Source organism: Streptomyces sp. iso_384, assembly GCF_056172905.1.
On the sequence record NZ_JBWBTT010000001.1, the window covers coordinates 6,187,818 to 6,201,843 of the forward strand.

Below are 14,026 nucleotides of genomic sequence, written 5' to 3' on the forward strand. Positions count from 1 at the left end.
TGTTCTCGGTGACATCGGTGGGACATGTGGTGCGGTGGTACGGGAGCTGCCGCCCCGGAGCCAGTTGCACCTCCCGCGGCCCGGGACGGCAGCAGAAGCGTTCAGCAGTCCCGTAGTTCGGGCGACTGGTTGAGCAACTGGCCCCTCACCGAGGTGAACTTGGCCAGTCGGTCGTCGACCGAGGCGTCCAGCGGGAACACCGCGACGCGGTGGCAGTTCTGGAATGCGAGACGCACTCCGAAGTGCCGCTGCAGCGCGCCGCGTATCGCATCACTCGCGAGCGCGCGCAGCAGCTGACCACGTGCCTGCTCGTCCGGCGGCGGCGTCTGGTTGTCGGCGAACTCTCCGCCGTCGACCTTCAGCTGAGCCACCAGCGAGCTGATCATCTCCCATGCGAAGGGCAGGGAGGTCCGGACGCAGTCGACGAAGTCGGCTTCGTCGACCTCGCCTCGCTCGGCCTGTTCCAACAGCGCCGGTGAGACGTCGAGCGACATGGGTTCTCCTCTCGCGACCCCGGAGAGTGGCCGGGGCCTTACGGGCAGGGAAGGGGGGCGACGACGCAGCGTGCACGGGCGGCGACCTCCTGCTTCCACGTTAAGCGCGCAGTCGGGGCCGCACCAGGAGATTGGGAACACAACCGGCCAATAACGAAGGGGCGCAAAGAGGGGCAAGCCCGCTTCGCCGCGACGCGACGCGCACCGAGTGACAGGAGGCAACGGATGGGGAAATCGCGTCGGGCCCCCGTCGTCGAGTAGCGTTGCCGACCATGCGTCTCGTCATCGCCCGTTGCTCCGTGGACTACGCGGGCCGGCTCACAGCCCACCTGCCCTCCGCCCCCCGTCTGATCCTGGTGAAGGCGGACGGAAGCGTCTCCATCCACGCCGACGACCGGGCGTACAAGCCCCTCAACTGGATGTCCCCGCCGTGCACCCTGAAGGAGGGCGCCGACGGTGACGAAGGCGTCTGGACCGTGGTGAACAAGGCGGGCGAAAAACTGATCATCACGATGGAGGAAGTCCTCCACGACTCGTCGTACGAGCTGGGCGTCGACCCGGGGCTCATCAAGGACGGCGTGGAAGCGCACCTCCAGGAGCTGCTCGCGGACCGGATCGAGATCCTCGGCGAGGGCCACACCCTGATCCGCCGTGAATACCCCACCGCGATCGGGCCGGTGGACATCCTGTGCCGGGACGCGAACGGGCAGACGGTGGCCGTGGAGCTGAAGCGGCGCGGTGACATCGACGGCGTGGAGCAGCTGACGCGCTATCTGGAGCTGCTGAACCGCGACCCTCATCTGGCGCCGGTCCGGGGCGTCTTCGCCGCCCAGGAGATCAAGCCGCAGGCCCGGGTGCTGGCGACGGACCGCGGCATCGGCTGCCTGGTCCTGGACTACGACGCGATGCGGGGCATCGAGGACGACAAGCTGCGGTTGTTCTGACCGCCGTCCACCGCTGTACGGCCGGAGCCGGGTGTCCCCCACGGGGGCACCCGGCTTCCGTGCGTCAGGCCGCCGCCTCGGTGGGCTCGTCGCTCTCCGCCGGGGCGTCGGCGCTCGCACTCGCACTGGCCGACTCGATGGGGCCGGCGGCGGAGGAAGAGCCCTGGGGCGGCTCCGGCGGCTCCTCGGTGGGCGTCTCGGTCGGCGGAGTCGTCGGCGTCTCGGTGGGCGGCGTCGTCGGCGGGGTGGTGGGCGGAGTCGTCGGCGGCTTGGTGGGCTTGGTCGGCTTTCCGCTCGGCGAGGGCGAGGAGCTGCTGCTCCCGCCGTCCGTCGGCTCGTCCGTCCCCGGCGACGTACCGTCCGACGTGGACGCGCTCGGCGACGGCGAGCCGGACGTGCTGGGGCTCGCCGAGCCGGAGGGGCCGGGGGTCGCGGAGGTCTCGCCGCCGGTCGTCTCCCCGGCCGGGGCGGTGCCCTCGTCCGGTTCGTCGGCGGGCAGGCCGTCGTCGGTGGCGTCCTCGGTGGCGGTCTGCTCGGTGGTGACGTTGCGGCTGTCCGGCTCGTCGCCGTCGCCCGAGGTGACGCCGAGCGTGACGACGGTGCCGAGGACCGCGATCAGCAGGGCGCCCGCGCCCGCGGCGGCCAGGTTGCGCCGGGCGCCGCCCAGGACCGCGAGGCGTCCGCCGCTGCGGCGCGCGGCCGGGCCGGGCGGCAGCGAGGAGAGGACGGTGGGCTCCTCATCGGCGGGGTGCCGGACGAACAGCGGCGCCCCCGGGAGCCCGCCGGGCGGCGTGCCCGGGGCGTCCTGGCGTACGACGGGCACCTCGTCGCCCGTGGAGGTGCGGTTCAACGGCGGGAAGTCGCCGGAGCGGTCCGCGACCAGGGCGAGCGCGCGGCGCCCGGCGACGGCCCCGGACTTGTCGGCGAGCGCGCCGCGCATGCCTATGGAGGTCTCCAGCTCGGTCCGGGCCCGGGCGGGGTTGCCGGTGCAGAGCGCGAGGACACCCAACTCGTGGTGGAAGTAGGCCTCCTCGGCGACCTCACCGGCGATCCTGGCGGCCTCCTGGCCGATCCTGAGGGCCCGTTCCCAGGCTCCCCAGCCCAGGCCCGCGGCGAAGGCCGGGGAGGCGCTGCGGGCCAGCAGGACGGCCGCGCTGGCCGCTCCCGCCTCGTCGGCCGGGACCAGCCGGGCCAGCGAGGCGACGATCGCGTCGGCCTCGGCGACGGCCCGGCGCGGGGTGACCGAGGGGTGCGAGGTCCACCAGGCGTAGTGCTGGGCGGCGGTACGGGCGTGGGCGGCGGCGGCGTCCTCGTAGCCGGACGCCACCAGCTGGGCGAGGACTCCGGCGGCGAGGCGGTAGCGGGGGCCGGCCGGGGAGAGCAGCCCGCAGCCCGCGAGTTCGCCGAGCGCGGCGTCCGCGTGGGTGTCGCCCACCAGGGCCGGCAGATGGGCCTGGTGGGGCACCTCGCCGCCGAGGGCGACGGCGAAGCGCAGGGTGGCGCGGGCGGCCTCGCTGAGCCGGGAGGCGAGCAGCTCGGCGGGCGCGGCGCCCTCGCCGAGGCTCGGCAGGGGGAGGTCGAGGGTCTCGGCGGTCGGCGCTTCGAGGGGCGGAGGCGCGTCGTCCGCGCGTGGCTCGAAGTAGTCGTACTCGTCGAAGGCTTCGGGGTCCACGCGCAGCCGGTCGCGCTGGACGAGGAGGGATCCGGCCTGGACGAAGCGGAGCGGCAGGCCCTCGGACTCGAACCAGAGGTCGCCCGCCCAGTTCCGCTCCTCCTCGGTGAGGGGGCGTTCGACGACCTTCTCCAGCAGGGCCAGCGAGGCGCCACGGCCGAGGCCGGCGAGGAGCACCTCCTCCAGGTGGGCGTCGACGCCGGGGGTGGTGACGTCCGGGGTGGCGGCGAGCAGGAAGGCGCACTCGGGGGTGGCGGCGAGCAGTTCGTCGAGGGCCGCTCCGCCGATCTCCAGGTCGTCGATGGTGACGACGGCGCCGATGGACCGGACGAGTGCGTGCAGTTCGTCACGGTCGGGGCGGTGGCTCGGGGCCTTGTAGACGGTGTCGAAGAGGGCGTGCAGCAGATCGGTTCCGGTGCGGCCGCGGCCGTTGAGGCGGACGACCCCGTCGGGGGCCAGGTCCGCGCAGTCGGCGGCGACGGCGTCGAGCAGCGCGGTACGGCCGGAGCCGGCCTGGCCGGTGAGGCGGACGCTGCGGCCGCGGGCCAGCAGGCGGACCAGGCGCTCGCGCTCCTCCTCGCGCTCCAGGAGGGGCAGCTGCGGGGCGGGCGGGCCCGCGGGCACCGGGGGTGCGCCGGCGCGCTCGTGTTCGGCGCGTTCGGCGGGGGTGCGGCGGACCGGGGCTTCGGGGCCCGAGCCGGGCGGGCAGGCCTCGACCTCGCTGCCGTCGACGGGGTTGACCGTCAGCAGCAGGTCGCCGGCGGTCAGCTGGACGACGCGGACCTGCTGTGGTGTCTGCGCGCCGAAGTCGGCACCGCCGGAGTCGCGGGACGGCCGGCGGTGGCCGGGGTCGCCGCCGGAGCGGTCGTGGCCCTGTCCGTACTCTTCCGGTGCCCGGTGTGTCGGGTCCATCGCAAAGTCCCCCAGACGCGTCGTGCGTGGTTGCCCCTCCGGCCTCGCACGCCCCGCTGTCGCTTCCGGTCCGGTGTCCGCCCATGGGTTCGGTTTCATTCGGCGGACGGCCGAACCCTAGACCTTGGCACAGTATTCATGAAGCGCCGGGGTGCCACGCCGTCCAAGTCGTCACGTTCCGGTGAGGATTGCGTGACTTTCCCGGTTGTCCGGACGGCCTCTCAGACGCGCGGCAGTGACTCCGCGGCGATGCCGCCCTCGATGGCCAGGATGCGGTGCAGCCGGGTGGCCACCAGGAGGCGCTGCATCTGCGGCGGCACGCCGCGCAGCACGAGACGGCGTCCGGCCCGTCCGGCCCTTCGGTGGGCCCCCATGATGACGCCGAGTCCGGTGGCGTCCCAGGAATCCAGCTCGGTCAGGTCCAGCACGAGGTCGCCGACTCCGTCGTCCACGGCCGAGTGCAGAACCGTACGGGCGTCCGCCGCGCTTCGGACGTCGAGGCGGCCCCCGACGACCAGCTCGGCGTGGTCGCCCCTGATGTGCATATGCGCTCCCCGGTCATGCTCCGTAGAAGGTCCGTCTGTCTGTTCTGCCGCCGGCTCTGCCTCTGCCACCACTGACTGCCGCGACGACAGGGAAGTTGCCGTCTGTAAGCAAACCGATACCGAATTCACTCGGTGGAGTGACTTCGGTTCGTCGGAGTCCGGTCACCGCCGGGTAAAATCCCCGGCTCCCCCGGCCCGGACGGCGGCGGGCCGACGGGCCGAGGGGGCGGATCCGGTCAGTACGTGTAGAAGCCCTGCCCGCTCTTGCGCCCGATGTCACCTGCGTCGACCATCCGGCGCATCAGCTCCGGGGCGGCGAACTTCTCGTCCTGCGACTCGGCGTAGATGTTGCCGGTGGCGTGCAGCAGGATGTCGACTCCGGTCAGGTCCGCGGTGGCGAGCGGGCCCATCGCGTGGCCGAAGCCCAGCTTGCAGGCGATGTCGATGTCCTCGGCCGAGGCGACGCCCGACTCGTACAGCTTGGCGGCCTCGACGACCAGCGCCGAGATCAGCCGGGTGGTGACGAAGCCCGCCACATCACGGTTGACGACGATGCAGGTCTTGCCGACCGACTCGGCGAACTCCCGTGCGGTGGCGAGGGTTTCGTCGCTGGTCTTGTAGCCGCGCACCAGCTCGCAGAGCTGCATCATCGGGACCGGCGAGAAGAAGTGCACGCCGACGACGCGTTCCGGACGCTCCGTCACGGCCGCGATCTTGGTGATCGGGATGGCGGAGGTGTTGGACGCGAGGACGGTGTGCTCGCCGACGACCTTGTCCAGGGTGCGGAAGATCTCGTGCTTGACTTCCAGCTTCTCGAAGACGGCCTCCACGACCACGTCCGCGTCGGCCACGGCGTCGAGGTCGGTGGTCGTGGTGATGCGGGCGAGGGCGGCCTCGGCGTCGGCCGCGTCCAGCTTGCCCTTGGAGACGAACTTGTCGTACGAGGCCTTGATGCCGTCACGGCCCCGGGTCAGCGCGGCGTCGGTGACGTCCCGCAGCACGACGTCCCAGCCCGCCTGGGCGGAGACCTGCGCGATCCCGGATCCCATGAGTCCGGCCCCGATGACGGCAAGCTTCCTGGCCACGTTCGCACCCCTTGGTTTCTGTTCGCCCGTGCGCATTTGTTCACGGCGGTTCACATTGCTCTCCGGCGGAGGTTAGTACCCGCCGGGCCCGCTGGGGCGGTGAAGAGATGCGCGTCACGTCTCAGATGACGGACATCACACCGGGACCCGTCATTCGGCTCCGCGCCGCGCGTAGTTGAGGACCTGATCGCTGAGCAGCCCCTCGATGTCGTCGAGAACGCCGAGGGCGTCCCGGGAGACCTCGACGGCTTTGCGGCCCTTCATCATCTCCTGGCCGACATAGCCGACGAGGGCGTGTTCGATCCAGGCGATCTGGCCGCCGACGAGGAGCGGCAGCGGGTCGTCCTCGCTCGCACCGGTGTCCTCGCGGAGGGTGGCGACGACGGACTGGAGCACCTCCTGCTGGAGGTACCAGAGGCGGGCCTTGAGGGTGGGGGCGTCCTCGATGACGCGCATGAAGTCGGCGAAGCCGTCCATCAGGCCGAACTCCGGGGAGACGGCGACGACGGCGGCACGCACCTCGCGCAGGACCGCCTCGGCGGCCGACTCGCCCTTGTCGCGGGCACGGACGTAGCGGGCGACGCGCTGGGTGACGCCCTTCATCCGGTCGAGGAAGAGGTCCTCCTTGGCCGGGAAGTAGTTGTAGACGGTGTTCACGGAGACGTCGGCCAGGTCGGCGATCTCGGCGACGGTCACCGTGACGAAGCCGTGCTGGAGGAACAGCCCGGTCGCCATGTCCGAGATGCGCTGCTTGGCCTGACGCTTCTTGCGTTCCCTGAGTCCCTCAGCCATGCCCCCATCGTAGGACGCGCCGAGCGATCATGAGGTCAGCGCATTTTTGGGGTGACTTAGATTTTGGGTGGCATTGCATTTTTGGTGTCCCTCTGTTTTTCTGGCCGCATGACCGTCATCAGCACCGCCGGGCTCGCCCGGACCTTCACCACGCCGAGCGGCCCGGTGGAAGCCGTCCGCTCCATCGACCTGACCATCCGCGCGGGAGAGATAGTCGCGCTCCTCGGCCCCAACGGCGCGGGCAAGACGACCACTCTGCGCATGCTCACGACGCTGCTCACCCCGACCGGCGGCGCGGCCACCGTGGCCGGCCACGACCTGCTCGCCGACCCCGCCGCCGTCCGCGCGGTCTGCGGGTACGTCGCCCAGTCCGGCGGCGTCGACCCGTATCTGACCGTCCGGGAGGAGCTGGTCACCCAGGGCCGGCTGTACCGGCTGGGCCGGGCGGAAGCCGCGGCGCGCGCCGGGGAACTGGCCGCCGTGCTCGGCCTCGACGGGCTGCTCGACCGGAAGGCGGTGAGCCTCTCCGGGGGCCAGCGGCGACGGCTCGACATCGCCATGGGCCTCACCCACCGCCCGGCCGTGCTCTTCCTGGACGAGCCGACCACGGGCCTGGACCCGGGCAGCCGGGCCGACCTGTGGGACCTGGTGCGGGGCCTGCGCGAGGAGACCGGCACCACCGTCGTCCTGACCACCCACTATCTCGACGAGGCGGACGCGCTGGCGGACCGGCTGATCCTGATCGACGGCGGCACGGTCGTCGCCGAGGGCACCCCCGCCGAGCTGAAGACCCGGTACGCCGGCTCCCCCGACGCCTCCCTCCAGGACGCCTTCCTGGCCGCCACCGGACGCCCGGTCACCCCTGCCGACGCCGCCCCCGTAGCCGTTTAGGACCTCATCAGTGCTCTTCCACGACACCGCGATCGTCTTCGGGCGGTACGCCCGGCAGACCCTGCGCTCCCGCTTCCAGGTCCTCTTCGGCCTGCTGATGCCCCTGCTCTATCTGTTCTTCTTCGGCCCGCTCCTCCAGGACCTTCCGCTCGGCTCCCCCGCCGACTCCTGGCAGATCCTCGTGCCCGGTCTGCTGCTCCAACTCAGCCTGTTCGGCGCGTCCTTCGCCGGTTTCGCGATCATCGTCGAGAAGTCGACCGGCGTGGTCGAGCGGATGCGGGTCACCCCGGTCAGCAGGCAGGCCCTGCTGCTGGGGCGGGTGCTGCGCGACGCCCTGCTCTTCACCTTCCAGGCCGTCCTGCTGGTGCTCGCCGCACTGCTGATGGGGTTGCGCGCCCCGCTGGCGGGCGTCCTCATCGGCTTCGCGTTCACCGCCGTGCTGGCGCTCTCGCTGGCCTCGCTCTCGTACGCGCTGGCCCTGCGCGTCAGCACCCCGCAGGAGTTCGGGCCGGTGATCAACGCGGTGACGATGCCGGCGATGCTGCTCTCCGGACTGATGCTGCCCATCACGCTCGGTCCCGGCTGGCTGGACGTGCTCTCGCACTTCACCCCGTTCCGCTATCTGGTGGACGCGGTACGGGACGCCTACAGCGGCTCGTACGCCACGACGCACATGCTGTACGGGGTCCTGGTCGCCGTGGGCTTCGCCGCCGCGGCCGTGACAGTGGGCACACGGGTCTTCCGACGGGCCGGAGCGTAACTACGCTGACCCCATGGTCAATCTGACGCGCATCTACACCCGGACCGGCGACCGGGGCACCACGGCCCTCGGCGACATGAGCCGCACCGCCAAGACCGATCTGCGGATCTCGGCGTACGCGGACGCCAACGAGGCCAACGCGGTGATCGGGACCGCCATCGCACTGGGGCAGCTGTCCGAGGACGTGGTGAAGGTCCTCGTCCGCGTCCAGAACGACCTGTTCGACGTGGGCGCGGACCTCTCCACCCCGGTGGTCGAGGACCCGAAGTACCCGCCGCTGCGGGTCGAGCAGTCCTACATCGACAAACTGGAGGCGGACTGCGACCGCTTCCTGGAGGAGCTGGAGAAGCTGCGCAGCTTCATCCTCCCGGGCGGTACGCCGGGGGCGGCGCTGCTGCACCAGGCGTGCACGGTGGTCCGGCGGGCGGAGCGGTCCACCTGGGCGGCGCTGGAGGTGCACGGCGAGTCGATGAACACCCTGACCGCCACCTATCTCAACCGCCTCTCCGACCTCCTGTTCATCCTGGCGCGGAGCGCGAACAAGGAGGTCGGGGACGTGCTGTGGGTGCCGGGCGGCGAGCGGTAGGCCCTGGAGCCTAGAACCGGTCGGCCGGCTCGCGGTCCGTCACCGCGTCCTTGGGGGCCTGCTTCGGGAACAGCGTGTAGCCTCCGGCGATGATCAGGTTGATCCCGATCACGATGCCCATCTTCTGCTGCCAGCCCTGGAGCGAGCTGACCGCCCCGCCCGGGCCGACGTACCAGATCGCCGCCTGGAGCAGGCCCAGGGCGACCACCGCGGCCAGGATCCAGCGGGCGGCCGTGCGCCACTCGTGGATCGCACGGGCCATGCCGTACTTCGGCGGCTTCACCGGCGGCGGGCCGCCGAACCAGCGGTGGGCGACCCAGGCGTCCACCTTCTTGACGGTGTGGTGGCCGAGGCCCACCGTGAACCCGATGTAGACGGCGGCCAGCCCGTGCTTCCAGTCGGGCTCGGCCCCGTTCTTCAGGTCGACGGCCGTCACCACCAGCAGCACGACCTCCAGCAGCGGCTCGCACAGCAGCACGGCCGCGCCGAGCCTCGGTTTCCTCGCGACGTAACGCAGGGCCAGCCCGGCGGCCAGCAGAACCCAGAATGCGACCTCGCAGGCCACGACCAGTAGGGCGATCACGACTCTCTCCTCCCGTTCCCCTCCAGCCTCCCGGCCGCCGGGCGTGGATACGTCGTCGGCGGTGACGAAACGGGACTGCATCCTTCGATGTAGTCGCGGATCGGCCCGCGAAGGGAGGTCCGGGGGCGGCGGTGTGTGTTGGATGGAGGGGTGCTCACCTCGATCCGCCCCGACCGCGACGCGGTGGCCCTGGCCGTCTCCGGGCTGCTCGGAGGCTTGATCCTGTGGCTGCTGGGCCTCCACACCCAGGGCGGCCACTCCTCGCTCGGACCGTGGGTCACGCTCGTACCGCTGACCGCCATGGCCGCGGCCGAGCTGCTGCGCCGCAACGCCCCGCGCACGGCGCTGACGATCGGCGCGCTCGCGCTGGTGGCGGACCAGTTCACCTGGGGCAACCTCGCCACCATCCTGATGTTCACGGACGTCATGTACGCGGCCGTGCTCTACGGGACCCCGGCCGCCGCCCGCCGCCTCCCGGTGGCCACGCTGCTGATCACCGTGGCGGCCACGATCGGCTTCCTGGCCTGGATCCGCAAGCCCGAGGCGCTCCTGATCGGCCTGGTCATCGGGCTGGTCTCCTTCATCCCCGCCCTCACCGGGGTCAGCGTGCGCAGCCATCGCACCGCCGCCGACGCGGCCCGGCTGGCCGCCGCCCAGACCGCGCGGCTGGCCGAGATGGACCGGACGCAGGCGGTGGTCGCCGAGCGGGCCCGGATGGCCCGGGAGCTGCACGACATGGTGGCCAACCATCTCTCCGCCGTGGCGATCCACTCCACCGCGGCCCTGTCCATCGACGACCCGGAGACCTCGCGGAGCGCCCTGAAGGTGATCCGCGAGAACAGCGTCGAGGGGCTCGCGGAGATGCGCCGGCTGATCGGCCTGCTGCGGGAGGGAGGCGAGGACCGGGCTCCGGCCACGGCCCCGACGCTCGCCGCTCTGGACACCCTGATCGAGCAGACGAACGTCAACGGGGCGTCCGGCGGGCTGGTCTGCACCCTTCAGGACACCCGGGACCCGGCGGCCGGGGCGCTGCCGACGCCGGTCGAGCTGGCCGCGTACCGGATCGTCCAGGAGTCCCTGACCAACGCCCTCAAGCACGCCGCACCGGGCCCGGTCGCGGTGCGGCTCGGCCGGACCGGGCAGCTGCTGACGGTCGAGGTGACCAGTGTGTTCGGCAACCGCCCCGGACCCACGGCGCCCGGTTCGGGGGCGGGCCTGGTGGGCATGCGGGAGCGGGTGGCGCTGCTCGGCGGGACGATCACGGCGCGGGTGGAGCCGGACGGCGAGGCGACCGAGATCTGGCGGGTGCGGGCGGAACTGCCCGTGACGGAAAGGACGATGCGGGAATGACGATCCGGGTACTGGTCGCGGAGGACCAGTCGGCGGTGCGCGCGGGGCTGGTGCTGATCCTCTCCAGCGCGCCGGACATCGAGATCGTCGGAGAGGCGGGCGACGGTGAGGCGGCGGTGCGCCTGGCGCGTGAACTCCGCCCGGATCTGGTGCTGATGGATGTGCAGATGCCCCGCCTCGACGGGGTGTCGGCGACACGGCAGGTGGTGGCGGAGGAGCTCGCGGACGTCCTGGTGCTGACCACGTTCGATCTGGACGAGTACGTCTTCGGGGCGCTGCGCGCGGGGGCCGCCGGCTTTCTGCTGAAGAACACCGACGCCCGCGATCTGCTGGAGGCGGTACGGACGGTGGCGCGCGGCGAGGGGCTGATCGCCCCGGCGGTGACCCGGCGGCTGATCGCCGAGTTCGCCGGATCGGGGGCGGGAGGCGGGGCCGTTCGCGGCCGGGGAACGGCCGATCCGGCGGTGCTGGACGCGCTCACCCGGCGCGAGCGCGAGGTGCTGGGGTGTCTGGGCGAGGGGCTGTCGAACGCGGAGATCGCGCTGCGGCTCTCGATGGCCGAGGCCACGGTGAAGACCCACGTCAGCAGGCTGCTGGGCAAGCTGGAGCTGCGCAGCCGGGTTCAGGCGGCCGTTCTGGCCCAGGAGTTGGGGATCTGAGCCGAATATCGATCTTTGGTCCAGACCTCTTGACGGTTGGTCCAGACCTTTCTACTGTCACCGACACACACTGCGGTGAGTACGAGAGCACCCGTACTCAGGGCGGCGCAGGGTTTGCAGTCCACGAATCACCCCCGTTTGTTGGACCTCACCCGAGGAGCACCGTTGAGCACTGACACCCCCCAACGCCGTTCCAGATTCAGATGGATCCCCACCCCGAGCGGCAGATCCAAGGTCGTCGCGGGCCTGACCGCGCTGGTCGTGCCGCTGGCCGCGATGGTGGGGCTCGCCTCCCCCGCCTCGGCAGCCACGTCGGCCACCGCCACGTACACCAAGAAGTCGGACTGGGGCAGCGGCTTCGAGGGCCAGTGGACGGTGAAGAACACCGGCACCACCGCGCTCTCCTCCTGGACCATCGAGTGGGACTTCCCCTCCGGCACCTCGGTCGGCTCCGCCTGGGACGCCTCCGTCACCAGCAGCGGCAACCACTGGACCGCCAAGAACCTTTCCTGGAACGGGTCCGTGGCCCCCGGCGCCAGCATCAGCTTCGGCTTCAACGGCACCGGCTCCGGCTCCCCCACCGGCTGCAAGCTGAACGGCGCCTCCTGTGACGGCGGCAGCGTGCCCGGCGACAACCCGCCCTCGGCCCCCGGCACCCCGACCACCAGCGATGTCACCAACACCTCGGTGAAGCTCAGCTGGAGCGCCGCGACCGACGACAACGGCGTCAAGAACTACGACGTGCTGCGCGACGGCGCGAAGGTCGCCACGGTCACCGGCACGACGTACACCAACACCGGCCTCACCGCCGGCACCGACTACTCCTACGCCGTGCAGGCCCGGGACACCGCCGATCAGACCGGCCCGGTCTCCGGCTCCGTCTCCGTGCGCACCACCGGCGGCGGCGGTGAACCGCCCGTCGGCGACAAGATCAACCTGGGCTACTTCACCAACTGGGGCGTCTACGGGCGCAACTACCACGTCAAGAACCTGGTGACGTCCGGTTCCGCCGCGAAGATCACGCACATCAACTACGCCTTCGGCAACGTGCAGAACGGCAAGTGCACCATCGGCGACGCGTACGCCGACTACGACAAGGCGTACACCGCCGACCAGTCCGTCGACGGCGTCGCCGACACCTGGGACCAGCCGCTGCGCGGCAACTTCAACCAGCTGCGCAAGCTGAAGGCCAAGTACCCGCACATCAAGGTCCTCTGGTCGTTCGGCGGCTGGACCTGGTCCGGCGGTTTCCCCCAGGCCGCGCAGAACCCGGCCGCCTTCGCCCAGTCCTGCTACGACCTGGTCGAGGACCCCCGCTGGGCCGATGTCTTCGACGGCATCGACCTCGACTGGGAGTACCCCAACGCCTGTGGTCTGACCTGTGACACCAGCGGCCCGGCCGCGCTGAAGAACCTCGCCTCGGCCGTGAAGACGAAGTTCGGCGCGGGCAACCTGGTCACCGCCGCCATCACCGCGGACGGCTCGGCCGGCGGCAAGATCGACGCCGCCGACTACGCGGGCGCCGCCCAGTCCTTCGACTGGTACAACGTGATGACGTACGACTTCTTCGGCGCCTGGGCGGCCAAGGGCCCGACGGCCCCGCACTCGCCGCTGAACCCGTACACCGGCATCCCCCAGCAGGGCTTCACCTCCGCCGACGCCATCGCCAAGCTGAAGGCCCAGGGCGTCCCGGCCAAGAAGCTGCTCCTGGGCATCGGCTTCTACGGCCGCGGCTGGACCGGCGTCACCCAGGCCGCCCCCGGCGGCACGGCGACCGGCGCGGCCCCGGGCACGTACGAGGCGGGCATCGAGGACTACAAGGTCCTCAAGAACTCCTGCCCGGCCACCGGCACCATCGCCGGCACCGCGTACGCCCACTGCGGCACCAACTGGTGGAGCTACGACACCCCGGCCACCATCGGCTCGAAGATGACCTGGGCGAAGAACCAGGGCCTGGGAGGCGCGTTCTTCTGGGAGTTCTCCGGTGACACCACGAACGGCGAGCTGGTGAGCGCGATCAACAGCGGTCTCCAGTAGTCCCCACGCCGTAACAGCACCACCGCACCACCCCGGAAAAGCACCGGGGAGACGGGTCCGCCCCCCGTCTCCCCGGTTTTTCGCTGTGTACGTTCCTTCGCTGGGTACGCTCTCCCGCTGGGCACGTCGCTGGGTACGCTCTCCCGCTGGGCACGTCGCTGGGCACGTTCTTTCGCTGGGTGCGTACGCGGTCACGCGCCGTTCTCAGGCGACGTTCACCCTCTGGCCGGGCGGTGCCGCCTCCAGCCAGGCGAGGAAGCCGGTCAGCGCGTCCTCGCTCATCGCCAGCTCCAGGCGCGTCCCCCGGTGGAGACAGCCGAGCACGACGGAGTCGGACAGGAGCGCCAGCTCCTCCTCGCCCTCCGGCATCCGGCGGGCGATCACCTCGATCGCAGAACGCTCCAGGCCCCGGCGGGGGCGAGGAGCGTAGGAGAAGACCCGGAACCAGTCGACGCGGTCACCGCTGTAGCGGGCGACCCCGTAGACCCAGCCTTTGCCGAGCGCATCGGGTTCCTCCGACACGTCCCAGCGCAGGCTGCAGTCGAAGGTCCCTCCGGACCGCTGGATCAGCCGCCGGCGCAGGCCGAAGACGAACAGTCCCAGCAGGACCATGACGACGACGGACAAGCCCACCCACAATGCGAGGACCATCTCCACCGACCTCCTCGCATCGTCGAGTAACGAACACCGAAACCGTATTGCACCTGCATCGCCTC

14 protein-coding genes are annotated in these 14,026 nt (G+C 71.3%); 7 read left to right on the forward strand and 7 right to left on the reverse strand.

What is annotated here, in order from left to right:
- Positions 1 to 101: 101 nt before the first annotated feature.
- Complete coding sequence (locus AC0VY3_RS27615) at positions 102 to 494, reverse strand: SCO5389 family protein (protein ID WP_006127608.1); 393 nt, start codon at positions 492 to 494, stop codon at positions 102 to 104.
- A 272-nt stretch (positions 495 to 766) separates the two neighbouring features.
- Here AC0VY3_RS27615 and nucS point away from each other — a divergent pair, with 272 nt between their 5' ends.
- Positions 767 to 1,438 carry an endonuclease NucS gene (gene nucS / locus AC0VY3_RS27620; RefSeq protein ID WP_030079290.1) on the forward strand — a complete coding sequence of 224 codons (672 nt, stop codon included), beginning with the start codon at positions 767 to 769 and terminating at the stop codon, positions 1,436 to 1,438.
- Between the two features lie 64 nt (positions 1,439 to 1,502).
- Here nucS and AC0VY3_RS27625 read toward each other — a convergent pair whose 3' ends face one another.
- The 4 genes from AC0VY3_RS27625 to AC0VY3_RS27640 form a co-directional block, all read right to left on the reverse strand.
- Positions 1,503 to 4,022, reverse strand: a complete 2,520-nt coding sequence (locus AC0VY3_RS27625) for an ATP-binding protein (RefSeq protein ID WP_475550851.1) — start codon at positions 4,020 to 4,022, stop codon at positions 1,503 to 1,505.
- A gap of 221 nt (positions 4,023 to 4,243) precedes the next feature.
- Positions 4,244 to 4,567 carry an STAS domain-containing protein gene (locus AC0VY3_RS27630; protein WP_003966237.1) on the reverse strand — a complete coding sequence of 108 codons (324 nt, stop codon included), beginning with the start codon at positions 4,565 to 4,567 and terminating at the stop codon, positions 4,244 to 4,246.
- A 236-nt stretch (positions 4,568 to 4,803) separates the two neighbouring features.
- Complete coding sequence (locus AC0VY3_RS27635; protein WP_475550852.1) at positions 4,804 to 5,652, reverse strand: 3-hydroxyacyl-CoA dehydrogenase family protein; 849 nt, start codon at positions 5,650 to 5,652, stop codon at positions 4,804 to 4,806.
- Positions 5,653 to 5,802: 150 nt separating this feature from the next.
- Positions 5,803 to 6,444 (reverse strand): TetR/AcrR family transcriptional regulator, encoded by a 642-nt coding sequence (locus tag AC0VY3_RS27640; protein WP_242741125.1) that lies wholly within the window; start codon positions 6,442 to 6,444, stop codon positions 5,803 to 5,805.
- Positions 6,445 to 6,552: 108 nt separating this feature from the next.
- Between AC0VY3_RS27640 and AC0VY3_RS27645 the strand changes: the two genes are divergently transcribed.
- Genes AC0VY3_RS27645 through AC0VY3_RS27655 form a run of 3 tightly spaced genes read left to right on the forward strand, consistent with a single transcriptional unit; the run spans position 6,553 to position 8,681 of the window.
- Positions 6,553 to 7,335 carry an ABC transporter ATP-binding protein gene (locus tag AC0VY3_RS27645; protein ID WP_475550853.1) on the forward strand — a complete coding sequence of 261 codons (783 nt, stop codon included), beginning with the start codon at positions 6,553 to 6,555 and terminating at the stop codon, positions 7,333 to 7,335.
- 10 nt (positions 7,336 to 7,345) lie between these two features.
- On the forward strand, positions 7,346 to 8,095 hold the full coding sequence (locus AC0VY3_RS27650) for an ABC transporter permease (RefSeq protein WP_475550854.1): 750 nt from the start codon (positions 7,346 to 7,348) through the stop codon (positions 8,093 to 8,095).
- Between the two features lie 13 nt (positions 8,096 to 8,108).
- A complete protein-coding gene (locus AC0VY3_RS27655) occupies positions 8,109 to 8,681 on the forward strand; it encodes a cob(I)yrinic acid a,c-diamide adenosyltransferase (protein WP_103508055.1) in 573 nt (190 codons plus the stop codon).
- 10 nt (positions 8,682 to 8,691) lie between these two features.
- Here AC0VY3_RS27655 and AC0VY3_RS27660 read toward each other — a convergent pair whose 3' ends face one another.
- Entirely contained in the window at positions 8,692 to 9,264 is a 573-nt protein-coding gene (locus AC0VY3_RS27660; protein WP_475550855.1) for a hypothetical protein, read from the reverse strand.
- Between the two features lie 150 nt (positions 9,265 to 9,414).
- Here AC0VY3_RS27660 and AC0VY3_RS27665 point away from each other — a divergent pair, with 150 nt between their 5' ends.
- The 3 genes from AC0VY3_RS27665 to AC0VY3_RS27675 all read left to right on the forward strand — a co-directional run bounded on the left by AC0VY3_RS27665 (position 9,415) and on the right by AC0VY3_RS27675 (position 13,310).
- Positions 9,415 to 10,614 carry a sensor histidine kinase gene (locus AC0VY3_RS27665; RefSeq protein ID WP_475550856.1) on the forward strand — a complete coding sequence of 400 codons (1,200 nt, stop codon included), beginning with the start codon at positions 9,415 to 9,417 and terminating at the stop codon, positions 10,612 to 10,614.
- Positions 10,611 to 11,273 carry a response regulator gene (locus AC0VY3_RS27670; protein WP_475550857.1) on the forward strand — a complete coding sequence of 221 codons (663 nt, stop codon included), beginning with the start codon at positions 10,611 to 10,613 and terminating at the stop codon, positions 11,271 to 11,273. The genes AC0VY3_RS27665 and AC0VY3_RS27670 overlap by 4 nt, the downstream gene beginning before the upstream one ends.
- Positions 11,274 to 11,438: 165 nt before the next feature.
- Positions 11,439 to 13,310, forward strand: a complete 1,872-nt coding sequence (locus AC0VY3_RS27675) for a glycosyl hydrolase family 18 protein (protein WP_475550858.1) — start codon at positions 11,439 to 11,441, stop codon at positions 13,308 to 13,310.
- Between the two features lie 204 nt (positions 13,311 to 13,514).
- Here AC0VY3_RS27675 and AC0VY3_RS27680 read toward each other — a convergent pair whose 3' ends face one another.
- Positions 13,515 to 13,961, reverse strand: a complete 447-nt coding sequence (locus AC0VY3_RS27680; RefSeq protein ID WP_030079306.1) for a DUF2550 domain-containing protein — start codon at positions 13,959 to 13,961, stop codon at positions 13,515 to 13,517.
- Positions 13,962 to 14,026 lie beyond the last annotated feature (65 nt).

What these genes read in the sequence shown, in the direction of transcription:
- nucS (WP_030079290.1), top strand. Translation starts at nt 767, where the DNA reads ATGCGTCTCGTCATCGCCCGTTGCTCCGTGGACTACGCGGGCCGGCTC.
- AC0VY3_RS27630 (WP_003966237.1), bottom strand. Translation starts at nt 4,567, where the DNA reads ATGCACATCAGGGGCGACCACGCCGAGCTGGTCGTCGGGGGCCGCCTC.
- AC0VY3_RS27655 (WP_103508055.1), top strand. Translation starts at nt 8,109, where the DNA reads ATGGTCAATCTGACGCGCATCTACACCCGGACCGGCGACCGGGGCACC.
- AC0VY3_RS27625 (WP_475550851.1), bottom strand. Translation starts at nt 4,022, where the DNA reads ATGGACCCGACACACCGGGCACCGGAAGAGTACGGACAGGGCCACGAC.
- AC0VY3_RS27645 (WP_475550853.1), top strand. Translation starts at nt 6,553, where the DNA reads ATGACCGTCATCAGCACCGCCGGGCTCGCCCGGACCTTCACCACGCCG.
- AC0VY3_RS27670 (WP_475550857.1), top strand. Translation starts at nt 10,611, where the DNA reads ATGACGATCCGGGTACTGGTCGCGGAGGACCAGTCGGCGGTGCGCGCG.
- AC0VY3_RS27615 (WP_006127608.1), bottom strand. Translation starts at nt 494, where the DNA reads ATGTCGCTCGACGTCTCACCGGCGCTGTTGGAACAGGCCGAGCGAGGC.
- AC0VY3_RS27640 (WP_242741125.1), bottom strand. Translation starts at nt 6,444, where the DNA reads ATGGCTGAGGGACTCAGGGAACGCAAGAAGCGTCAGGCCAAGCAGCGC.
- AC0VY3_RS27680 (WP_030079306.1), bottom strand. Translation starts at nt 13,961, where the DNA reads ATGGTCCTCGCATTGTGGGTGGGCTTGTCCGTCGTCGTCATGGTCCTG.